This window comes from Streptomyces sp. 8N616, assembly GCF_052246385.1.
Lineage (GTDB): Bacteria > Actinomycetota > Actinomycetes > Streptomycetales > Streptomycetaceae > Streptomyces.
The window spans coordinates 15,874-37,983 of the sequence record NZ_JBQQBY010000060.1 but is presented as its reverse complement, the minus strand read 5'-3'; the positions used below and the strand labels follow the sequence as shown (position 1 = coordinate 37,983).

Below are 22,110 nucleotides of genomic sequence, written 5' to 3'. Positions count from 1 at the left end.
GTTGAGGGGTTAAGGCTCCCAGGAGACGACTGGGTTGATAGGCCAGATATGGAAGCCTGGTAACGGGTGGAGTTGACTGGTACTAATAGGCCGAGGGCTTGTCCTCAGATGCTCGCGTTCACTGTGTTGGTTCTGAAGCAACGACCCCGGCCCCCTTTTTTTGGGGCCCCGGCGGTTGTGTTTCGTAGTGTTTCGGTGGTCATTGCGTTAGGGAAACGCCCGGTTACATTCCGAACCCGGAAGCTAAGCCTTTCAGCGCCGATGGTACTGCAGGGGGGACCCTGTGGGAGAGTAGGACGCCGCCGAACAAACATTGAGCCTCAACCCCCGGACATGGTCCGGGGGTTGAGGCATTTCTGCGTTCAGTGGCAATGGCCACGATGGATTCGTCAACAACGGAGACGAAGACAGAGATAACCGCTCAGAGGCGACCAGAAGCCTTGAGCGCCAAGTAGGCGTCGGCGAGTGCAGGGGCGAGCTCACTGGGAGTGGTGTCCACGACGGTGACTCCGTGCCGCCGTAGCCGGTCGGCTGTGCGGCGCCTTTCGAACTGAGCCTGGGCTCCCGCTGCTGCTTCGTACACACCTTCAAGTGACCCGCGCGACTCCGCCATCTCTTGGATGCGCGGGTCGGCCACGGAGGCCAGCAGGACCGTATGCCGGTGCGTGAGCCTGGGGAGAATGGGCAGCAGGCCTTCTTCGACGGCCGCGGCGTCGAGGCCGGTGAGCAGGACGATCAGGGATCGTCTCGGGGCGGTACGGAGGGCTGTGGCCGCGAGGCCGCGGGCATCCGTTTCTACGAGCTCTGGTTCGAGCGTCGCCAGGGCATTGACCAAGGCGGGGAGGAGATCACCCGCTGTGCGTCCCTGCACCGAGGCGCGGACCCGCCGGTCGTAGGCGAGCAGGTCGACGCGGTCGCCGGCGCGGGTGGCGAGTGCGGCGAGCAGCAGTGCAGCGTCCATGGCGGCGTCGAGGCGAGGCGCGTCGCCCACCCGCCCCGCTGAGGTGCGGCCCGTGTCGAGGACCAGAAGAATGCGGCGGTCGCGCTCGGGACGCCACGTGCGTACGGCGACGGTGGACTGCCGGGCGGTGGCGCGCCAGTCGATGGACCGAGTGTCGTCGCCCGGGATGTATTCGCGGAGGCTGTCGAACTCGGTGCCCTCACCGCGGGTCAGAACACTGGTGCGGCCGTCGAGTTCACGGAGGCGCGCGAGCTTCGCCGGGAGGTGCTTGCGGCTGGTGAACGGGGGGAGGACGCGTACGGTCCAGGGCACTTGGTGGTGCCCTTGCCGGGCGGCCAGGCCGAAGGGTCCGTAGGAGCGGACGGTGATGCGTTCTGACCGGCGGTCTCCGCGGCGAGTTGGGCGCAGGGTGGTCGTGAGACGGCGGCGCTCGCCTGACGGGATGTTCAGCGGGTGGCGCGAGGCCGCGGGGCTGGTCCCGGTCGGCCAGCTACTGGGAGGCCAGGCATCGCGGAGATCGGCCCGCAAGGGTCGGTTTGAGGGGTTATCGGCTGTGAGATTCACATGTGCTTGCTCGCCGAGTCGAACTGATGTGTCACCAGATCGAGTGAAACGGAGCTTGCGCACTGGTGCGGCGAGTGCGAGGTCGCACAGAATTGCGAGTGCAAGGGGGATGTTGACAGCGAGGATACCGGTCCAGTTTGGGAGCAAAAGACCGGTGAGGAGCGCGCCGAGTGCGGCGATCAGGGCGGTGCGTCCGGTGAGGGCCAAGGATCCGTTCCCGTCGGCTCAGCGGGGTACGGGGACGTTGGCGAGGACTGACGTGATGACGGAATCGGCGGTGACGCCTTCCATCTCGGCTTCCGGGCGGAGCTGGATGCGATGGCGGAGGGTGGGCAGGGCAAGTGCCTTCACATCGTCAGGAATGACGTAGTCACGGCCGGTTAGCCAGGCCCAGGCGCGTGCGGTGGCAAGCAGGGCGGTGGCTCCGCGGGGGGACGCGCCCAGAGAGAGCGAGGGGGATTCGCGCGTGGCACGGCAGATATCGACGACATAGCCGGTGATCTCGGGGGAGACCGCGGTCTTGGCCACGGCGGCCCGGGCGGCCGCCAGGTCCTCCGGGCCTGCCACGGGGTGGATGCCGGCCGCTTCGAGGTCACGGGGGTTGAAGCCCTCGGCATGGCGCGTGAGGACATCGATCTCATCCTGGCGGGACGGCAGTGGGACCGTCAGCTTCAGCAGAAATCGGTCCAGTTGGGCTTCGGGGAGGGGGTATGTGCCCTCGTACTCGACCGGGTTCTGCGTCGCGGCGACCAGGAAGGGATCGGGCAGCGGGCGCGGCCTGCCATCGACCGAGACCTGGCGTTCCTCCATGGCTTCGAGCAGGGATGCCTGAGTTTTGGGCGGCGTCCGGTTGATCTCGTCGGCAAGCAGCAAGTTGGTGAAGACAGGGCCGGGCTGAAAGGAGAACTCGGCCGTGCGCGCGTCGTAGATGAGCGAGCCGGTGACGTCGCTGGGCATCAGGTCAGGGGTGAACTGGACGCGCTTGGTGTCGAGTTGGAGTGACGCGGCCAGGGCGCGTACGAGCAGTGTCTTGGCGACTCCCGGTACGCCCTCCAGGAGGACGTGACCGCGGCACAGAAGCGCGACGACCAGCCCGGTGACGGCGGGGTCCTGGCCGACCACGGCCTTGGCGATTTCAGTTCTCAGCGCCTCGAGGGAGGCGCGGGCGCTGTCGGGAGTCGGGGCGCTCACGGAGTGCGGTCCCTTTCGATCGGGGGTGATGCGGAGTGCTGGGCTGACGTAGCGTCAGTAGTTGTTGCGGTGCTGGAGCTGATGCGGTGCTCCAGGTCGTCGAGATCGTCGGCGAGCCGGACGAGAGCGGGGTCGTCGGCAGGTGGGGGGCCGAAGAGCAGGAGCCGGATGTCCGGTGCTGGGGGCGGCAGATGACTGGCGACCGCCGGGCAAAGTTCCTGGGGGCTGTGGGCCAGCGCGGCGGGTAGGCCCACGAGCGGTGCGAGCCGGGCGCGAGTGGAGGAGCGCAGAGCATCCGCTGCGCGGTCGCGGGCATTTGCCTGCCGGTACAGGCGGGCGCGGCCCTCGGTCGCTTCCGATGCCCGGATGGCGACGGGCAGCCGCTCGGGAACAAGCGGGCCGAGCCTGCGGGCGCGCCAGAGGGCTGCGAGTGCTGCGGCGAGGGCGAGTTGGAGCAGGGCCCAGCCCCAGCCCGCAGGGATGAGGTCGAAGAAACTGCGGTCGGCGCCGTCGGTGGCGGCCGCATCGGAGAGGGAGGGGAGGTACCAGACGAGATGCGGGTGGGAGCCGAGGAGTTGGAGGGCAAGGGAGGCATTGCCCTGCTCGGCCAGGCGGTCGTTGAAGAGGATGTCGGGGGAGCCGAGCAGCACGGCGTCTCCGCCGTTCGCGCCGGGCTGGCGGAGCAGCGTCGGAAGGCCGCCACTGAGGTAGCAGGCGTGGGCGCCCCGGTCGGAGGACTCGTAACGGATACCGCCGAGTTCGGCGTCGCCTGCGCGCTCGGCAGCGGGCAGGGAGCAGCCCGGCGGGCGGGTGCTCACCTTGGTGGCCGCGGCGATCCCGACACCGGGCGCGAGGGTGTCGATCGAGGATTCGCCGGCGGCGACGAGTACCGTGCGACCGCCGGACTTCTCGAGTGCGCCATGCAGCCTGCGCTGCTGGCCGGGGTTGAGGCGGTCGGGGTCAGAGACGAGCACCGTCGTGCGCGGTCCCGCCGCGGCCACGGCAGCGTCGGTCGTGGTCACAACTTCGGTGGTGACGCCGCGGTCGGCAAGGAGTTCGGCGACGGCACGGCTGCCGACGCGGTCCGCGGAGCGGGGGTCGAGACGGCCGCGCTGCTCGCCGGAGCGCAGGGCGGCGAGGACGACGCCCGCGATGACGAGGACGACGAGCGCCAGCAGCAGTCCGCGGGAGCGGGTCCACAGCTGACGGGCCGTGGGGGAGGTCGACGTGGGGGCGGTGACGGCCGCGGTCATCCGGCGCCTCCGGCGGAAGCCGTGTCGAACCGCGGTTTGCTGCGCTGCAGATCGGCGTCGAGGTCGCGCAGCTGGGCGTACGCATCGGGCGTGGCGTGGCGCCCGCCGTACGTGACGTCGTCGAAGGCGCGGGCCGCGGCCTGCAGGGGATCGGCGTGGTCGGGCAAGGAGCGGCCGGCCTCGGTGGCTGCTTCGTCGGCGGTGCGGCCGGGGCGCGGTTCGAGCAGGGCGCGCTCCTCCAGGGAGCGGACGACGGCGCGCATGCGCTCCTGGACGGCCTGGTCCCAGTGTTGGTCGGCGGCGTGGCGTTCGGCTGCGGCGCGGTGTTCGGCGGCGCTGCGCGGGCGGTCGTCGAAGAGACCGCCGTCCGTCGCGGGGGTGCGGCGCAGGGCACCGAGCCTGAGGCGCAGGGCGACCACGAGGAGCACGACCGCGATGACGATGACGACGAGGCCGAGCGTGCCGCCAGGAGTGACCCCTGAGGCGGCGCCGAGGAGGTCGTCGATCCGCTCCCAGAACCAGTCGAGTGCGCGCTGGAACAGCCCCGGTTCGTGCTCCCGGTACATCGGTTTGGAGAGTTCGCGCTCCGCTGCGTCGCGGGCGGGGACGCGTGGGATCGTCACCGGTACCTCGTCGTCGGCACGCGCCAGGAACTGGACCACCGCGGCCGTGCCCCCCGTGGCGATCACCGCATCAGCTCCCCGGTGCCGCGTCGTGAGGCTGCTCGCTGCCGGGCTGCTGGGAACCGTACCCGGCAACTCCCGCGGCGCGGGCGAGCTCCAGGTCCAGGGCCTCGCGGCGGATGCGCTGGTCCATGTACAGCAGGGCGGTGACACCGGCGCTGATCGGGAGGGTGATCGTCGAGCTGATCACCGCGCCGATGCCGGCGACGACCAGGAAGGACCAGGTGGTGGTGACTGCCTCCCCCGACAGCCAGTCCAGTGCGCCTTCGCCGCCGACGACCATGGCGATGATGCTGGTGGGGATTTCGATGACGGCCGAGACCACGAAGATCAGTACCACCGTGAGGAGCTGGACGCCGAACACCCGCCACCAGGCGCCCCGTACGAGTTTCGTGGAGCGGCGCAAGGAGGCGATCACCCCTTGCTTCTCGAGCATCAGGGCGGGTGCTGCGAGGCTGTAGCGGATCCACAGCCAGATGGCGACGGTCAGCCCGGCGAGGCCGCCGAGGAGCGCGAGTGCGGTTCCCCCGTCGGAGCTGCCGGTGCCGGAAAGGATGATGCCCGGAGCCATTCCGACGACGGTCGCGCCCAGTATGAGCACGGGGATCAGGAACAGGAGGCCGAAGAGCCGCGGCAGTTGAGGCCGGGAGCCGCTCCAGGCCTCGGCGGTGGACACGGACCGCCCGAGCACGGCACGGCTGACCACGATCGTCAGCATGGCGGTGGCGATGATCGTGCCGAGCATGCTGATGAGCCAGGTCACGCCGACGTTGGCCATGGTGCCGCCGAAGGCGTCCAGGGTCTCGTCGACCGTCGGGTCCGGGTTGTTCTCGAGGCCGTCGAGGCTGGTCGAGTCGCGGAACCAGAGCCCTGTCGCGAGGGTCGCGGCGGTCTGGGTGAGGACGGCGACGGCGAGGGTGATGCCGAGGACGGTGCGCCAGTGGGCGCGCATGGCGGACACCGCGCCGTCCAGGATCTCCCCCACGCCGAGCGGGCGCAGCGGAATGATGCCGGGCTTGGCCGCAGCCGGAGGCTGGGCCCAGCCGGAACCCCAGCCGCCCTGCCCGCCCCAGCCGCCTTGGCCGCCCCAGGCGGGACCTCCGCCCGGACCCTGGCCCGAGGGCGGGGTGGGGCCGGGGCTGTTCCGGCCCGGCTCGTCGGAGGGGGAGGATCCGGGCGAAGCCCAGCCCGGAGAGTCGTTCATCATCGCTCCTTCACGGTGCCCGTCGGCGGTGTCGACTGGGCTCCGGTGGCAGGGGAACAGCCCCTGGGAAAGCACAGCAACGGCCGGTTGGCTGCCATCGTGCCACGGCCCGTCGGCGTTCGTACCTGGCCCTCCACCCTCGCCACACCTTCAAATACCCGTGCCGGACCGTGCAGACTGGGCGAATGGCTGATCAGGACGCGGTACCTCCGGTGGCCGGAGGGCCACCCGCTGTTCCCTCGCTGCGCTGGGACGAACCGCCGGAGGGGCCCGTGCTGGTGCTCCTCGACCAGACCCGGCTCCCGGCTGAGGAGGTGGAGCTGGTCTGCACCGACGTACCGGCACTGGTGCAGGCCATCCGCACCCTCGCCGTCCGGGGGGCTCCGCTGCTGGGGATTGCCGGGGCGTACGGGGTCGCGCTCGCCGCCGCGCGGGGCTACGACGTGGATGAGTCCGCTGAGCTGCTGGCGCACGCGCGGCCCACCGCCGTCAATCTCGGCTACGGAGTGCGCAGGGCGGCGCGTGCGTACCGCGATGCGGTCAAGGAGGGTGCGGACCAGAAGCAGGCGGCCGCGGCTGCGCTCGCCGAGGCACGGGCGCTTCACCAGGAGGAGTCCGAGGCGAGCGCCCGGATGGCGGAGCACGGGCTCGCACTCCTCGGCGAGCTGCAGCCGGGCGGCGGTCACCGGATTCTCACCCACTGCAACACCGGCGCCCTGGTCTCGGCCGGCGACGGCACGGCCCTCGCTGTGGCGCGGGCAGTGCACCGGGCCGGTGAGCTCCGGCGGCTGTGGGTCGGCGAGACGCGGCCACTGCTGCAGGGCGCCCGGCTTACCGCGTACGAGGCAGCGCGCAGCGGCATGGCGTATACGCTGCTCATCGACAATGCGGCGGGCTCGGTCTTCGCTGCGGGTGAGGTGGACGTCGTGCTGATCGGCGCGGACCGGATCGCCGCGGACGGCTCGGTGGCGAACAAGGTGGGCAGCTATCCGCTCGCGGTGCTCGCGCGCTATCACCATGTGCCGTTCATCGTCGTCGCCCCGACCACGACCGTGGATCTGGAGACTCCGGACGGGGCGTCCATAGAGGTGGAGCAGCGGCCGGGGCATGAGGTGACCGAGTTCGTGGCTCCGTCCGTCCCGGTGGCGGGGGCCGAGCCGGGCGCCGGGATGCCTGTGGCGCCCTTGGGGACGCAGGCGTACAACCCCGCATTCGACGTCACGCCGCCAGACCTGGTGACGGCGATCGTCACCGAGTCGGGGGTGCTTTCGCCGGTCAAGGGCGCAGGGCTCGCCGAGCTGTGTGCCAGGTCACGCCAGGTAACGATTAGCTAATGGGATGATGTCGATTATGAAGGGACGCGTCCTAGTCGTCGACGACGACACCGCACTGGCGGAGATGCTCGGCATCGTGCTGCGCGGGGAAGGTTTTGAACCGTCGTTCGTGTCGGACGGCGACAAGGCCCTTGCCGCCTTCCGCGAGGTCAAGCCGGATCTGGTGCTGCTCGATCTGATGCTGCCCGGCCGGGACGGCATCGAGGTTTGCCGGCTCATCCGGGCCGAGTCCGGGGTGCCCATCGTCATGCTGACCGCGAAGAGCGACACGGTCGATGTGGTGGTCGGGCTCGAGTCCGGTGCGGACGATTACATCGTCAAGCCGTTCAAGCCGAAGGAGCTGGTCGCCCGGATCCGGGCGCGGCTGCGGCGGTCCGAGGAGCCCGCGCCGGAACAGCTCGCGATCGGCGATCTGGTGATCGACGTGGCGGGCCACTCGGTGAAGCGGGACGGTCAGTCGATCGCGCTGACCCCGCTGGAGTTCGACCTGCTGGTCGCGCTCGCCCGCAAGCCGTGGCAGGTCTTCACACGTGAGGTGCTGCTGGAACAGGTGTGGGGCTACCGGCACGCGGCCGACACGCGGCTGGTGAATGTGCACGTGCAGCGGCTGCGCTCGAAGGTCGAGAAGGACCCGGAGCGGCCGGAGATCGTCGTGACTGTGCGTGGCGTGGGCTACAAGGCCGGGCCGAGCTGACATGTCCGGGAACGGTGCTTCTCCGGAGGCCGAAGCTCTGGGGGCCGGGCCCCCGGGGGGCGTGCGTTCGGGGCGGCCCGTCGACCCGGTGGGCAAGATCTCGTTGTACGAACGCTTCTGGCAGGGCGGGAATCTCCTGCAGGACGGGGCCCCGGGCGGCCCCGTCCACCCCGTGCTGCGGCTTCTGATGCGCTGGGTCCGCAGGCCGCTGCTGCCCGGCGTGCGGCTGTGGCGGCGCAATATCCAGCTGCGGGTGGTCGCCACGACGCTGCTGATGTCGCTGGGCGTCGTGCTGCTGCTCGGTGTCGTCGTCATCGGCCAGGTGCGCAACGGCCTGCAGGACGCCAAGCAGAGCGCGGCCCAGAGCCAGGCCGTGGGCGGCTTCACCGTGGCCAGTGAGAAGGCCGACTCCGAAGCCCGCGGCCAGGACGTGCAGGTCGGTGCGCGCGGTCCGCAGAACTCCAGCGAGTGGCTGACCGAGCTGGTGGAGCAGCTGGCCAGTGGCGGGCAGGGTGTCTATTCCGTGGTGGCGCTCAGCTCCGACACCGAGCAGCCGCTGGTGAACGACAGCCGGGGCACGCGCGCGCCGAGGGCCTCCGGCTTCGTGGACCCCGAGCGGAGCGTCCCGGGTGAGCTGCGGCAGGCCCTCGACGACGAGCGGGGGACGCACGAGCAGCACACGAGGATCTTCCGCGGGTCAGGCGACTCCGGGGAGCCCGGGCTGGCCATCGGCAAGCAGCTCAACGACGTCAACGGTCACGCGTACCAGCTCTACTACCTCTTCCCGTTCACCCAGGAGGAGAAGTCGCTGAGCCTGGTCAAGGGCACGCTGGCGACGGCCGGGGTCTTCGTGGTGGTGCTGCTGGGCGCCATCGCCTGGCTCGTGGTGCGGCAGGTCGTCACGCCTGTACGGATGGCGGCCGGGATCTCCGAGCGGCTGGCGGCGGGCCGGCTGCAGGAGCGGATGAAGGTCACCGGCGAGGACGACATCGCGCGGCTCGGTGAGGCCTTCAACAAGATGGCGCAGAACCTCCAGGTCAAGATCCAGCAGCTGGAGGAGCTGTCGCGGATGCAGCGGCGCTTCGTCTCCGACGTGTCACACGAGCTGCGCACCCCGCTGACGACCGTACGGATGGCGGCCGATGTCATCCATGAGGCACGGGAGGACTTCGATCCGGCGACGGCACGGTCGGCGGAGCTGCTGCGCGGCCAGCTCGACCGGTTCGAGTCGCTGCTGTCCGACCTGCTGGAGATCAGCAGGTTCGACGCGGGAGCGGCGGCCCTGGAGGCGGCGCCGGTGGATCTCCGGGACATCGTCCACCGGGTGATCGAGGGTGCGGAGCCGCTCGCCGAGCGCAAGGGCAGCCGCATTCTGGTGCGCGGGGACGAGCAGCCGGTGATCGTCGAGGCGGATACCCGGCGGGTCGAGCGGGTGCTGCGCAATCTGGTGGTCAACGCTGTGGAGCACGGCGAGGGCCGGGATCTGGTGGTGCGGCTTGCGGCGGCGGGCGGCGCCGTTGCGGTCGCGGTGCGGGACTACGGCGTGGGGCTGAAGCCGGGCGAGGCGACCCGGGTGTTCAACCGCTTCTGGCGGGCGGACCCGGCACGCGCGCGTACCACGGGCGGCACGGGACTCGGCCTGTCGATCGCGGTCGAGGACGCGCGTCTGCACGGCGGCTGGCTGCAGGCGTGGGGCGAGCCGGGCGGCGGCTCGCAGTTCCGGCTGACGCTGCCGCGCACGGCGGGGGAGACCCTGCGCGGCTCGCCGATTCCGCTCGAGCCCGAGGACTCGCGGCGGAACCGGGGGCTGAACGACGCGGGTCTGCCGCACGGCCGTCCGGGCCTTGGCGCCATACCGCCGCAGCCGCGCACCGCGCCGCGGGCGGAGCCGACGGCCCCACCGACGGCGCCGCCGACGGCACCAGTGGACGAACGGGAACCGGAGCGGGAGGGCGGGCCGCGTGGGCTCTGAGCGGCACAACGGGCGTCGATGGAGCCGACGGAGCCCGCTGCGGGGCTGCGCGCTGCTCGGCTCAGGGGCGCTGCTGGTGACGGGCTGCGCCTCGATGCCGGACAGCGGTGAGGTGCACCGGGTGGACGCCTCGCAGCGCACCGACGCCGACGCGCAGGTGCGGGTGTTCGGGGTGCCGCCGCGGGCCGGCGAGGGGCCGAACGACATCGTGCGCGGCTTCCTCGAGGCGGTCACCAGCGACGAGGCGGACTACAAGACCGCGCGCCTCTATCTCACCCGGGCGGCGTCGAAGAACTGGCAGCCGTTCTCGCAGACCACGGTGCTCGAGGACGGGCCGAATCCCAGCATGGACAGCCCGATCCGGGACCCGGAGGAGAAGACCGCCGTCGCCGAGCTCAGCGGCAAGCAGATCGCGACGGTCGACCGGAAGCAGGCGTACAAGCCGGCCGAGGGCACGTACCGCACGACGATCCACCTGACGAGGGTGGGCGGTGAGTGGCGCATCGACGCGCCCCCGACGGGCCTGGTGCTCGGCAAGTCCGACTTCGATCGCATCTACCGCTCGGTCAACAAGTACTACTTCGCGGCGACGGACCGGGACGACAGGGCCTCCGGCTCCCAGAAGGACGTCCTAGTCGCGGATCCGGTCTATCTGCGCCGCCGGATAGATCCGCTCACCTCGACCGTGAAGGCGCTGCTCGAGGGGCCCACCAGCTGGCTGGAGAACGTGGTCGACACGAAGTTCCCGAGCAACACGAGGCTGGTGGACTCCTCCCTCTCCCTCGACGACTCGAACGGGTTGCGGGTACGGCTGAGCTCCAGGGCGTCGCACGTCGGGCAGTCGCAGTGCACCCGGATGGCAGCCCAGCTGCTGTACACGGTGCAGGACCAGGCTTCGGCGAAGATCAGCAGGGTGGAGCTGGCGGGCAAGGACGGCTCCGAGCTGTGTGTGCTGAACCCTGGAGAGGCGGCGGCCTACGCGCCGGCCGGTCTGAGGAAGCACGCCGAGCGCCAGTACTTCGTCGACGGGGAGCACCGGCTGGCCAGCCTGTCCGACGCCAGCGACGAGCCGAGCCGGGTGGAGGGACCGTTCGGGGACGGCACGGTGCAGCTGGGGTCGGTCGGCGTCGACCGAAGCGAGCGTCTGGCGGCCGGGGTCTCGCTGGACGGCCGGTCGTTGTACGTGGCGCCGATGAGCTCCGGCGCGGAGCGGGGTGGCGTGAAGCTGCGCTCGCGTGCGAAGAGCGAGAAGGACGCGCTCTCCGCTCCAAGCTGGGACGGGAACGGCAACCTCTGGATCGCCGACAGGGATCCCGAGCGGCCACGGCTGCTGCGGCTGGCCGCGGGCACGGACGAGGCGCAGGAGGTCGAGGTGCCGTCGCTCGGCGGCGGGCGGATCGAGGGCCTGCGCGTCTCCTCCGACGGCGTGCGGATCGCGCTGCTGATCACGCGGGACGGCCGTACGTCGCTCGAGCTGGGGCGCGTGGAGCGTACGGACGCGGGGGCGGGGGAGCCGCCGCTCTCGGTGAACGATCTGCTGTCGGTGGCGCCGCAGCTCGAGCACGTGGAGTCGGCGTCCTGGGCGGGCACCAGCCGGCTGGTGGTCGTGGGCCGGGAGCCCGGTGGCGTGCAGCAGCTGCAGTACGTGGAGACGGACGGCTCGTCGTCGAACACGCCGACGCTTCCGGGCATCAGCGGGGTGGAGGCGGTGGCGGCCTCGGAGGACGAGAGCAAACCGCTGATCGCCCACTCCGATGACGGGATCGTGCGGCTTCCGGTCGACGCGAACTGGAAGCTGGTGACGGAGAAGGGCAAGGCGCCCGTCTACCCGGGCTGACGACCGCCGGTCCGCTGCCCGGCCGCCGTCTACCCGGGCTGACGACGCCAGTCCGCTGCCCGGGCCCCCACCACGGCCACCTGGCCGTGGTGCCCGGGCCCCCACCACGGCCGGGCAGTTATCCACAGGCCTGGCGAGGTGCACCGCCGCACGGCACAGTGGCAGTCATGCGGGGGATGCAGAGGATGCAGAAGTGGTGGCAGGAGATCGCGGGACTGGTGCTGCCGGTGGGCTGCGCGGGTTGCGGGCGTCCGCACACCGTGCTGTGCGACCGGTGCCGTGCGGCGCTGGCGGGGAAGGCGGCGCGCCGTGTCCGGCCGAGCCCGGCGCCGTCCGGACTCCCGCCGGTGCACGCGGCCGCGCCGTACGGGGACGAGGTGCGGGCCGTGCTGCTCGCCCACAAGGAGCGGGGTGCCCTGGGGTTGGCCCGCCCGCTTGGCGAGGCCCTGGCCGGGGCGATACGGGCGGCTTGCGGCGGGCGGGGCGGGCCGCTGCTGCTGGTGCCGGTTCCGTCGGCCCGGCGGGCCGTGGCGGCGCGGGGCCACGATCCCACGCGGCGGATCGCCTGCGCGGCCGCTGCCGGGCTGCGGCATGAGGGCCGGCCGGTGCGGGTCCTTGCGGTGCTGCGGCAGCGGCGGGCGGTGGCCGACCAGTCGGGGCTGACCGCCCGGCAGCGGCTCGGGAATCTCGGGGGCGCCCTGGCGGTCCCGAGGTGCGGTGCCGGGCTGCTGCGGACCGCCCCTGTCGTGCTGGTGGACGATCTCATGACGACCGGGGCCTCCCTGGTGGAAGGGGCCAGGGCAGTGGGTGCGGCGGGCGGCCGGGTGGCCGCTGCGGCGGTGGTCGCCGCGACGGCCTTCTGATCCGAGGTACGTGCCGGTAGGGGGTGCCGACACCTGTCCGGTCGAGCTATGTTCGGTTGTGAGGAAGTGGCGAACTCTATGCCATGAACGTCGGACAAGCGTGCTTCGGGACTTTTCGGCGTCTCTGAAGTCGATGGGGTGGCGATCTTGTCGACTGGGGAGGAGGAGGTGAAAGCCGCAGCGCCGCGGCTCCGGTACGACTCCCGGGTGCGCGTGGCGGTGCAGCAGACGCAGTGTCGGCGGGCCCTCGCCCGTAGCGGAGGCGACCCGTCGGCCCAGGGCAAGTGGGATGCGCTCCGCGCCGCAGCGGAGCGATCCGGAACGGAGTTCTGCGTGGACATCGTCGTCAAGGGCCGCAAGACCGAGGTGCCCGAGCGCTTTCGCAAGCACGTGGCCGAGAAGCTGAAGCTGGAGAAGATCCAGAAGCTCGACGCGAAGGTGATCCGCCTCGACGTCGAGGTGTCCAAGGAACACAATCCCCGTCAGGCCGACCGCTGCGACCGAGTGGAGATCACGCTCCGCAGTCGCGGACCTGTGATCAGGGCGGAAGCCGCGGCCGCAGACCCGTATGCCGCACTCGACGCGGCCACAGCAAGGCTCGAAGCACAGTTGCGTAAGCAGGCCGACAAGCGCCGGGTGCACCGGGGCGGTAGCCGGACGCCGACAAGCGTCGCAGCTGCCACCGCTCCGCTCGCCGCACGCCTCAATGGCGAATCCGTCGCCGAGCGTGCCGAGGAGGGCGTGCCCACCAAGAGGATGGGCTCGCTCGAGGTCCAGGGCGAAGGCCCGCTGGTGGTTCGGGAGAAGACCCACGCCGCCGCCCCGATGACCCTCGACCAGGCTCTCTACGAGATGGAGCTGGTCGGACACGACTTTTACCTGTTCATTGACTCCGAGACCAAGCATCCGAGCGTCGTCTACCGCCGTCACGCCTACGACTACGGCGTGATCCACCTGGAATCCGACCCGATGGTGGAGGAAGCGCCGCACGGCGCGGGCGGGGCCCTCGGCGGCTGACGGAACGCCCGCGAGGCCAACGAGGCCCACGAGGCTCACCGAACGTTGGCCGGGAGTCGGCGGAAAGTCGACGGAAAATCGCTGAACAGCGGCCGAATTCAACGCCCCCGGGAGCGCGTTCGCGCCCCCGGGGGCACCATTGTGCGACCAAGAGCGCAACGCGCCGCCGCCCGGGCATGAAATCATGGCGGCGCAGCCAACCCGCGCTCTGTGGAGACCGGTTGGCCCGGCACGAAAACCTTGGGCCATGGCCTTCAGGGGGAGGAACGATGGCGGACAGCTTCGGGCCCGGAGCCGACGGGGACGACGAGGGCGTTGACGCGCCCGGTACGGACACGGCCGAGCCACGGAAGGAGCCGATCCGGGTCCTCGTGGTGGACGACCATGCGCTCTTCCGCCGCGGGCTCGAGATAGTCCTCGCTCAGGAGGAGGACATCCAGGTCATCGGCGAGGCCGGGGACGGCGCGGAGGCGGTGGACAAGGCCGCCGACCTGCTGCCCGACATCGTGCTGATGGATGTCCGGATGCCAAAGCGCGGCGGGATCGAGGCCTGCACCTCCATCAAGGAGGTGGCCCCGAGCGCGAAGATCATCATGCTGACGATCAGCGATGAGGAGGCCGACCTCTACGACGCGATCAAGGCCGGGGCCACCGGCTACCTCCTCAAGGAGATCTCCACCGACGAGGTGGCCACCGCCATCCGCGCGGTTGCCGACGGGCAGTCCCAGATCAGCCCCTCGATGGCGTCCAAGCTCCTCACCGAGTTCAAGTCGATGATCCAGCGCACCGACGAACGGCGCCTGGTGCCCGCGCCCCGGCTCACCGACCGCGAGCTCGAGGTCCTCAAACTCGTCGCCACGGGCATGAACAACCGGGACATCGCCAAGGAGTTGTTCATCAGCGAGAACACGGTCAAGAACCACGTCCGCAACATCCTGGAGAAGCTGCAGCTGCACTCCCGGATGGAGGCCGTGGTCTACGCGATGCGCGAGAAGATCCTCGAGATCAGGTAGCCGGGCCAGGGGCCCGGGGCCCCCGGCTCCGGCCGGGCACCAGTGGGCCAGGGTTCCCATCGGCCAGGGCTTCAGCCGGTCACAGCTCCAGTCGGCCCGGCTTCAGTCGGACAGAGCCGCCACCAGTTGCGCCGTGAGCTCGGGCTGCATGACCCGCTCCACGCGCACCGCCTCGCAGCCCACCCACCCGGCCGCCTCGAGCAGTGCCTGCGCCATGGGCCGCACCGCCTTGCGCCCCTCCAGCGACACCTGCCGCGCCACCAGCGTCTTCCCCTCCCTCCCCGGGTCGACCCGGCCCATCAGCCTGCCGCCCGCCAGCAGCGGCATCGCGAAGTAGCCGTGTATCCGCTTCGGCTTCGGTACGTACGCCTCGAGGCGGTGCGTGAAGCCGAAGATCCGCTCCGTACGCGGCCGGTCCCAGATCAGCGAGTCGAACGGGGACAGCAGCGTCGTACGGTGCCGCCCGCGCGGCTCCGAGGCCATCGCCTCCGGGTCGGCCCAGGCGGGCTTCCCCCAGCCCGCGACCTCGACCGGCACCAGACCCGAGTCCGCGATCACCGCGTCGACCTGCTCGCCCTTGAGCCGGTGGTAGTCCGCTATGTCCGCCCGCGTGCCGACCCCCAGCGACTGCCCGGCCAGGCGCACGAGCCGCCGGACGCACTCGGTGTCGTCCAGATCGTCGTGCAGCAGCGCATCGGGCACGGCGCGCTCGGCGAGGTCGTACACCCGTTTCCAGCCGCGCCGCTCGGTGCACACCACTTCCCCGTACATCAGGGCCCGCTCGACCGCGACCTTCGCCTCCGACCAGTCCCACCACGGGCCGCCGTTCTTGGCGCCGCCCAGCTCCGTGGCGGTCAGCGGGCCCTCGTCCCGCAGCTGCTTGATCACGGTGCGGTACGCACCGTCCGGCAGGTCGTGGTTCCAGGTCGGGCGGGCCCGGTAGGCCCTGCGACGGAAGGCGAAATGCGGCCATTCCTCGATCGGCAGGATGCATGCCGCGTGTGACCAGTACTCGAAAGCGTGCGTCCCGGTCCAGTACGCCGACTCGACCGCCGGGCGGCCCATCGCGCCGAGCCGCGCGTACGGCACCAGCTCGTGCGACCGCGCCAGCACCGAGATCGTGTCCAGCTGCACCGCGCCGAGGTGCCGCAGCACGCCCCGCGCCCCCGCGTGCCGGTCCGGTGCGCCCAGCAGCCCCTGGGCACGGAGGGCTGTCCTCCGGGCCTCGTCCGCGGACAGTTCCGTTACTGGGAGTGGCATCGTGGTCATGAGCCGCACCCTAGACCCGGGCACTGACAACCCGGCCCGGGCGCCGGCGGCCCCCTGGCGAAGGCCCTGCTGAGAACGTGCCCGGTCAGCGTCCGCCGGGCACGATCGGTGCGGCTCGTCCGTTATTCCGGAGGGTGACACGGCCCTACGTACTGACGGACCTCCCGGTGCGCCCGGGTCCTGACTTACGATGGCCGTTGCGGCGGGGGCTGGTCCCGCCGTGCCCGCGCACTCTGACCGTGCCAGGCCCGACCGGCAAGGAGACCAACCTACGTGTCCGTCTTCAACAAGCTCATGCGTGCAGGCGAAGGCAAGATCCTGCGCAAGCTGCACCGCATCGCGGGCCAGGTCAACTCCATCGAAGAGGACTTCGTCAACCTCTCCGACGCCGAGCTGCGGGCGCTCACCGACGAGTACAAGGAGCGGTACGCCGACGGTGAGAGCCTGGACGACCTGCTCCCCGAGGCCTTCGCCACCGTCCGAGAGGCCGCCAAGCGCGTGCTCGGCCAGCGCCACTACGACGTCCAGCTGATGGGCGGCGCGGCGCTCCACCTCGGATACGTCGCCGAGATGCGCACCGGTGAGGGCAAGACCCTCGTCGGCACGCTGCCCGCCTACCTCAATGCGCTGTCCGGCAAGGGCGTCCACCTGATCACGGTGAACGACTACCTCGCCGAGCGCGACTCCGAGTGGATGGGCCGGGTGCACAAGTTCCTCGGCCTCTCGGTCGGCTGCATCCTCGCCAACATGACCCCGGCCCAGCGCCGCGAGCAGTACGCCTGCGACATCACGTACGGCACGAACAACGAGTTCGGCTTCGACTACCTTCGCGACAACATGGCGTGGTCGAAGGACGAGCTGGTGCAGCGCGGTCACAACTTCGCGATCGTCGACGAGGTCGACTCGATCCTCATCGACGAGGCCCGTACGCCGCTGATCATCTCCGGCCCTGCCGACCAGGCCACGAAGTGGTACGGCGACTTCGCCAAGCTGGTCACCCGCCTGACCAAGGGCGAGCCGGCCAACCCGCAGAAGGGCCAGGACGAGACCGGCGACTACGAGATCGACGAGAAGAAGCGGACCGTAGCGATCCATGAGTCCGGCGTCACCAAGGTCGAGGACTGGCTGGGCATCGACAACCTCTACGAGTCGGTGAACACCCCGCTCGTCGGCTACCTCAACAACGCCATCAAGGCCAAGGAGCTCTTCAAGCGCGACAAGGACTACGTCGTCATGGACGGCGACGTCATGATCGTCGACGAGCACACCGGCCGTATCCTCGCCGGCCGCCGCTACAACGAGGGCATGCACCAGGCCATCGAGGCGAAGGAGGGCGTGGAGATCAAGGACGAGAACCAGACGCTCGCCACGATCACCCTGCAGAACTTCTTCCGCCTCTACGACAAGCTCTGCGGCATGACCGGTACGGCCATGACCGAGGCCGCCGAGTTCCACCAGATCTACAAGCTGGGCGTCGTCCCGATCCCGACCCACCGCCCGGTGGCCCGCCTCGACCAGTCCGACCTGATCTACCGCACCGAGCCCGCGAAGTTCGACGCGGTCGTCGAGGACATCGCCGAGAAGAACAGGAAGGGCCAGCCGGTCCTTGTCGGCACCACCTCCGTCGAGAAGTCCGAGTACCTCTCGCAGCAGCTCACCAAGCGCGGCATCAGTCACGAGGTCCTCAACGCCAAGCAGCACGACCGTGAGGCGCAGATCGTCGCCCAGGCGGGCCGTAAGGGCGCGGTCACGGTCGCGACGAACATGGCCGGCCGCGGTACGGACATCAAGCTGGGCGGCAACCCCGACGACCTGGCCGAGGGCGAGCTGCGGCGGCGCGGCCTCGACCCGGTGGAGCACGCCGAGGAGTGGGCCGCGTCGCTGCCCGCCGCCCTCGAGAAGGCAGAGCTTGCGGTCAAGGCCGAGTTCGAGGAGGTCAAGGAGCTCGGCGGGCTGTACGTGCTGGGCACCGAGCGGCACGAGTCGCGCCGGATCGACAACCAGCTGCGCGGCCGCGGCGGCCGCCAGGGCGACCCCGGCGAGTCCCGCTTCTACCTCTCGCTCGGCGACGACCTGATGCGCCTGTTCAAGGCCCAGATGGTCGAGCGCGTGATGGCGATGGCCAACGTTCCGGACGATGTGCCGATCGAGAACAAGATGGTCACCCGCGCCATCGCCTCCGCCCAGTCCCAGGTCGAGCAGCAGAACTTCGAGACCCGCAAGAACGTCCTGAAGTACGACGAGGTCCTCAACCGGCAGCGCGAGGTCATCTACGGCGAGCGCCGCCGCGTCCTCGAGGGTGAGGACCTGCACGAGCAGGTCCGCCACTTCATGGACGACACCATCGATGCGTACATCCAGGCCGAGACCGTCGAGGGCTTCGCCGAGGAGTGGGACCTCGACCGGCTGTGGAGTGCCTTCAAGCAGCTCTATCCGTGCAAGGTCACCATCGAGGAGCTGGAGGAGGCGGCCGGCGACCGGGCCGGGATCACCGCCGAGTTCATCGCCGAGTCGATCAAGGACGACATCCACGAGCAGTACGACGAGCGCGAGAAGCAGCTCGGCTCGGAGATCATGCGCGAGCTGGAGCGGCGCGTGGTGCTGTCGGTCCTGGACCGCAAGTGGCGCGAGCACCTCTACGAGATGGACTACCTCCAGGAGGGCATCGGCCTGCGCGCGATGGCCCAGAAGGACCCGCTGGTCGAGTACCAGCGCGAGGGCTTCGACATGTTCACGGCCATGATGGAGGGCATCAAGGAGGAGTCCGTCGGCTACCTGTTCAACCTGGAGGTCCAGGTGGAGCAGCAGGTCGAGGAGGTTCCGGTCACCGAGCCCGCCGAGAAGACGACCCTGGAGAAGGCCCCGCAGGAGGCCGTCCCGGCCGCCGCCGTGGGCCGTACGGAGATCCGGGCCAAGGGCCTGGAAGCCCCGCAGCGCCCCGACCGGCTGCACTTCTCCGCGCCCAAGGTGGACGGCGAGGGCGGCATCGTGGAGGGCGACTTCTCCACGGACGGCGGGCCCGCGCGCTCCGAGGCGGACGGGATGACGCGCGCCGAGCGCCGCAAGGCTCAGAAGTCCGGCGGCCGCCGCCGCAAGAAGTAACGCAGAAGGTCTTTACTGGAGGCCTTTTCGGGAGGCCTTCACGGAGGGTCCTTACGGGCCGGGTCCCCGCCGGGGGCCCGGCCCGTGCTGTTCCTTGAGGGCTCGAGCCGGTGCCCGGGTCGCTGCTAGGTGACGCCGGTCAGCTGCTGGGTGAGGCCGCCCAGCTCGACCGCTGAGCAGCGCCAGCGGTCGTCACGGCAGCGCTCCAGCCGGAAGGCCAGGGCGGTCAGGCGGTCGCCGGACAGGATCCGGGCGAAGGCCTCGATGACGCCCGGCGCGGGCCGGTACTCGCCGCAGCGGGCCACGACCGGGGCCGTACGGCCGCCGCCCGCCGTGGGCCCGGGACGCAGCGGGGCGAGCGGGGCGAGCTGGACCAACTGGTCGTACGCGGCGCCGAGGGTGTGCCCGAGCATCCAGTGGACGGGCTTCTGGCCGCTGAGGATCAGCAGGAGCCGGTTGGCGAACCAGTAGCGGGGATGGCGCTCCAGCTCGCGTCGGCGCAGGGCTGCCGCCGCGGCGGCTCCTACGGCTCCCGCGGCTCCTACGGCTCCCGCGGCTGCTGCGGCTCCTGCGCCGCTGGGGCGCGGGCCGCCGGGCCTCCGCACATCGCGCCGCCGCGGAGGTGCGGCACCCGCCGTGGCGGCCGGGCCGCGGCCCGGCCCCTGGCGGCCGACCGCGCGCTCGTCGGTGGCGCGCCGGTCGCCTGCTCGCCGGTCGGTCGTGCGGCCGGAGGGCCGGCTCCTGCTGTGGTCCATGGTCGTGTCCCCGTGGTCTCGGTTGTCGGCCGGTCTCTGGTACCAGGCGGTAACTTCGCTGCGGAGACTTCTACGGGGCAGGGTCGCCGCGCCGCAACGACGTCGTACCAGGCCGTGGAGGGCCGCCGGAGATCACCTATCCGGGTGATCACGTGGCCTGAGCGCAGATCAGGGCCCCGCGTGCGGCCGGACGTGGCCGACGACCGGGGTCACGGCCCAGCACCCACGGGGCAGTTGAGCAAGGGCGCCCGCACCCCGAAGGGGGACCCGCGCCCGTATGCTGCAGCCATGCGCGTCTACCTCCCCACGACCCTCCCCGGTCTCGCAGCGGCGTACAAGGCAGGCGAATTGGGGCCCGGTACTGGGTCCGGGTCCGGCCCGCTGGACGCCTTCGCCGTCACCCCCGCACTGCGCGAGTGGTACGTCTCCGACGACATCGAGGAGCTGGAGTACGCGGCGCTCAGCCGCGCCGCACAGGGCTCGCTGCGGCTGCTCGCCGCCGACCCGCAGGCAGCCCGCCGCAGGGTCGTCATCGCCGTGGACGTCCCCGAGGGCGCCGCGGCCGCCGACCCGGACCGCGGCCTCGACACCTCGTCGCTGGGCGCGGTGCGGATCGCCCGGCCCGTGCCCTTCGCCAAGGTCGCCGCCGTGCACCTCGACGCCGATGACGCCGAGGCGGATGTGGCGGCCGCCGCGGCCGCGCTCGGCGCCGCGGACCTCGGCGACGACGACGCCCAGTTCACGGTGGATGGTGCGGAGGACCACGAGCTGCTGTGGTACGCCACGCAGGAGGTTCCGAACCTCGTGGGTGGGAACGGCTGACCAGGCCCGACAACGGCTGACGAGCCGGTCTGTCAGATCTCTCGGTTACCGTCTTCTCATGGGGATGCACGGGTCACGCGGGACGCACATCGTCTGGGACTGGAACGGGACGCTGTTCCATGACATCGATGCGGTGATCGAGGCGACGAACGCCTCGTTCCGCGAGATAGGCCTGCCGCCGATCACCCTCGCCCGCTACCGGGACCTGTACTGCGTACCCGTGCCCCGCTTCTACGAGCGACTGCTGGGGCGGCTGCCCACCAATGAGGAGTGGGAGGTCATGGACGCGACCTTCCACCGCCACTACTGGTCCCGGGCGGAGACCGCGGCGCTCACCGATGGCGCCAGGCAGCTGCTCTCCGACCGGCAGGCCGCCGGGCTGACGCAGTCGCTGTGCTCGCTGGCCCCGCACGATCAGCTGATACCGATCGTGCGCACCCACGGCATCGAGCAGCACTTCGTCCGCGTGGACGGCCGGATCGGGCGCTCGGACACGGGGAAGGCCGAGCACATGGCGCGCCATCTCACCGCGCTCGACGGGAGCGTCGTGCGGGACCGTGTCGTCGTCATCGGCGATGCGGTGGACGACGCGCTTGCGGCAGCGCACGTGGGGGCTCGCGCCGTGCTCTACACGGGCGGCTCGCACAGCCGCGCCAGCCTCGAGACGGCCGGGGTCCCGGTCGTCGACAGCCTCGCCGAGGCGGTGGAGGCGGCCGAGGACCTGTACGGCTAGACGAACCGGGGCTCCTGGACGAAAACGGGGGGTCCGCCCCAGGCTCCGAGAGGTGATGGGGCGGTCGGCCGCGGGCAGCGCGGCCGGCCATCCCCGCGGCTCACGCCACCGGCGCCTTGTCCCGCAGGACCGTGAGGAACTCCCGCATCCACGCCGGGTGGTCGGGCCAGGCCCGGGACGAGACCAGCGTGCCGTCGACCACCGCCTCCGCGTCCCGGAAGGAGGCGCCCGCTGCCTGCATGTCCAGCTCCAGCGCCGGGTACGCGGTCACGCGCCGCCCGCTCAGCCCGTCGATCGCCGCCGTCAGCAGCGGCCCGTGGCAGATCTGCGCGACCGGCTTGTCCGAGTCGAAGAAGGCCTTGAGGACCTTCCGCAGCTCCGGGTCGTTGCGCAGGTACTCCGGCGCCCGCCCGCCGGGGATCACCAGCGCCACGTACTGCCCCGGGTCGACGTCGGCGAAGGCCAGGTCGGCGGGCCAGGTGTAGCCGGGCTTCTCGGTGTACGTGTCGAAGCCGTCCTCGAAGTCGTGCACCACGAACTGGAGCTTCTTCCTGCTCGGAGCCGCGATGTGCACCTCGTAGCCCTCCTCGCGCAGCCGCTGGTACGGGTAGAGCACCTCCAGCGACTCCGCGGCGTCCCCGGTCACCATCAAGATCTTCGGCGCCATCGCTCCCACCTCGCAGTGTCCGATCCGGGGCCGATTCGTACCCCTCACGCCCAACAAACACCGCGTGTCGCTTTTTGCCAAGAGCCGTTCGCGCCGCTGTCCAGAACGTCAAACTTCCGCCCCTGGTTTTGTACACAAACGGCTCATGACGCCTCCCCCCGCAGGGGCGATAGCCT

18 protein-coding genes and 2 rRNA genes are annotated in these 22,110 nt (G+C 70.8%); 12 read left to right on the top strand and 8 right to left on the bottom strand.

The genetic code is table 11. The features are described 5' to 3' along the window. Both ACTWQC_RS34480 and rrf read left to right on the top strand, forming a co-directional pair. Window positions 1-106: ribosomal RNA gene (locus tag ACTWQC_RS34480) — 23S ribosomal RNA — on the top strand; the annotation flags it as partial. 85 nt (window positions 107-191) lie between these two features. Beyond that, window positions 192-308, top strand: a 5S ribosomal RNA gene (gene rrf, locus ACTWQC_RS34475). A gap of 113 nt (window positions 309-421) precedes the next feature. Here the strand turns inward: rrf and ACTWQC_RS34470 are convergent. From ACTWQC_RS34470 to ACTWQC_RS34450, 5 genes are read right to left on the bottom strand one after another with little or no spacing between them, the layout of a single operon-like run. After that, complete coding sequence (locus tag ACTWQC_RS34470; RefSeq protein WP_443319805.1) at window positions 422-1,732, bottom strand: DUF58 domain-containing protein; 1,311 nt, start codon at window positions 1,730-1,732, stop codon at window positions 422-424. Between the two features lie 18 nt (window positions 1,733-1,750). After that, window positions 1,751-2,716 carry an AAA family ATPase gene (locus ACTWQC_RS34465; protein WP_443319804.1) on the bottom strand — a complete coding sequence of 322 codons (966 nt, stop codon included), beginning with the start codon at window positions 2,714-2,716 and terminating at the stop codon, window positions 1,751-1,753. Then, window positions 2,713-3,969 (bottom strand): DUF4350 domain-containing protein, encoded by a 1,257-nt coding sequence (locus tag ACTWQC_RS34460; RefSeq protein ID WP_443319803.1) that lies wholly within the window; start codon window positions 3,967-3,969, stop codon window positions 2,713-2,715. The genes ACTWQC_RS34465 and ACTWQC_RS34460 overlap by 4 nt, the downstream gene beginning before the upstream one ends. Beyond that, a complete protein-coding gene (locus tag ACTWQC_RS34455; RefSeq protein ID WP_443319802.1) occupies window positions 3,966-4,658 on the bottom strand; it encodes a DUF4129 domain-containing protein in 693 nt (230 codons plus the stop codon). The genes ACTWQC_RS34460 and ACTWQC_RS34455 overlap by 4 nt, the downstream gene beginning before the upstream one ends. Before the next feature lie 4 nt (window positions 4,659-4,662). After that, a complete protein-coding gene (locus ACTWQC_RS34450) occupies window positions 4,663-5,859 on the bottom strand; it encodes a DUF7544 domain-containing protein (protein WP_443319801.1) in 1,197 nt (398 codons plus the stop codon). Between the two features lie 182 nt (window positions 5,860-6,041). Here ACTWQC_RS34450 and mtnA point away from each other — a divergent pair, with 182 nt between their 5' ends. From mtnA to ACTWQC_RS34415, 7 genes are all read left to right on the top strand, one after another. Continuing rightward, the gene (gene mtnA, locus ACTWQC_RS34445) at window positions 6,042-7,190 is read left to right on the top strand and encodes an S-methyl-5-thioribose-1-phosphate isomerase (RefSeq protein ID WP_443319800.1); all 1,149 of its coding nucleotides are present in this window, start codon (window positions 6,042-6,044) and stop codon (window positions 7,188-7,190) included. Window positions 7,191-7,194: 4 nt separating this feature from the next. Further along, window positions 7,195-7,884 carry a two-component system response regulator MtrA gene (mtrA, locus tag ACTWQC_RS34440; protein ID WP_393658426.1) on the top strand — a complete coding sequence of 230 codons (690 nt, stop codon included), beginning with the start codon at window positions 7,195-7,197 and terminating at the stop codon, window positions 7,882-7,884. A 1-nt stretch (window position 7,885) separates the two neighbouring features. Further along, entirely contained in the window at window positions 7,886-9,856 is a 1,971-nt protein-coding gene (gene mtrB / locus ACTWQC_RS34435) for an MtrAB system histidine kinase MtrB (protein ID WP_443319799.1), read from the top strand. Further along, window positions 9,846-11,693 (top strand): LpqB family beta-propeller domain-containing protein, encoded by a 1,848-nt coding sequence (locus ACTWQC_RS34430; protein ID WP_443319798.1) that lies wholly within the window; start codon window positions 9,846-9,848, stop codon window positions 11,691-11,693. Before mtrB ends, ACTWQC_RS34430 begins: the two co-directional genes overlap by 11 nt. 167 nt (window positions 11,694-11,860) lie before the next feature. Beyond that, the gene (locus ACTWQC_RS34425; protein ID WP_443319797.1) at window positions 11,861-12,556 is read left to right on the top strand and encodes a ComF family protein; all 696 of its coding nucleotides are present in this window, start codon (window positions 11,861-11,863) and stop codon (window positions 12,554-12,556) included. Window positions 12,557-12,889: 333 nt separating this feature from the next. After that, a complete protein-coding gene (gene hpf, locus ACTWQC_RS34420; protein ID WP_443319796.1) occupies window positions 12,890-13,573 on the top strand; it encodes a ribosome hibernation-promoting factor, HPF/YfiA family in 684 nt (227 codons plus the stop codon). Window positions 13,574-13,842: 269 nt separating this feature from the next. After that, entirely contained in the window at window positions 13,843-14,586 is a 744-nt protein-coding gene (locus ACTWQC_RS34415) for a response regulator (protein ID WP_443319795.1), read from the top strand. A 102-nt stretch (window positions 14,587-14,688) separates the two neighbouring features. Here ACTWQC_RS34415 and ACTWQC_RS34410 read toward each other — a convergent pair whose 3' ends face one another. Next, complete coding sequence (locus ACTWQC_RS34410) at window positions 14,689-15,855, bottom strand: winged helix-turn-helix domain-containing protein (protein ID WP_443319794.1); 1,167 nt, start codon at window positions 15,853-15,855, stop codon at window positions 14,689-14,691. Window positions 15,856-16,128: 273 nt separating this feature from the next. Between ACTWQC_RS34410 and secA the strand changes: the two genes are divergently transcribed. Further along, a complete protein-coding gene (gene secA, locus ACTWQC_RS34405) occupies window positions 16,129-18,957 on the top strand; it encodes a preprotein translocase subunit SecA (protein WP_443319793.1) in 2,829 nt (942 codons plus the stop codon). A 125-nt stretch (window positions 18,958-19,082) separates the two neighbouring features. Here secA and ACTWQC_RS34400 read toward each other — a convergent pair whose 3' ends face one another. Beyond that, window positions 19,083-19,712, bottom strand: a complete 630-nt coding sequence (locus ACTWQC_RS34400; protein WP_443319792.1) for an Rv3235 family protein — start codon at window positions 19,710-19,712, stop codon at window positions 19,083-19,085. A 288-nt stretch (window positions 19,713-20,000) separates the two neighbouring features. Between ACTWQC_RS34400 and ACTWQC_RS34395 the strand changes: the two genes are divergently transcribed. Together ACTWQC_RS34395 and ACTWQC_RS34390 are read left to right on the top strand one after the other, a co-directional pair. Beyond that, window positions 20,001-20,534, top strand: coding sequence for a DUF6912 family protein (locus tag ACTWQC_RS34395; protein WP_443319791.1), 534 nt, complete (start codon window positions 20,001-20,003; stop codon window positions 20,532-20,534). Window positions 20,535-20,592: 58 nt separating this feature from the next. Then, window positions 20,593-21,267, top strand: a complete 675-nt coding sequence (locus tag ACTWQC_RS34390) for an HAD family hydrolase (protein ID WP_443319790.1) — start codon at window positions 20,593-20,595, stop codon at window positions 21,265-21,267. 100 nt (window positions 21,268-21,367) lie between these two features. Here ACTWQC_RS34390 and ACTWQC_RS34385 read toward each other — a convergent pair whose 3' ends face one another. Then, window positions 21,368-21,934, bottom strand: a complete 567-nt coding sequence (locus ACTWQC_RS34385; RefSeq protein ID WP_443319789.1) for a DJ-1/PfpI family protein — start codon at window positions 21,932-21,934, stop codon at window positions 21,368-21,370. Window positions 21,935-22,110: the final 176 nt, after the last annotated feature.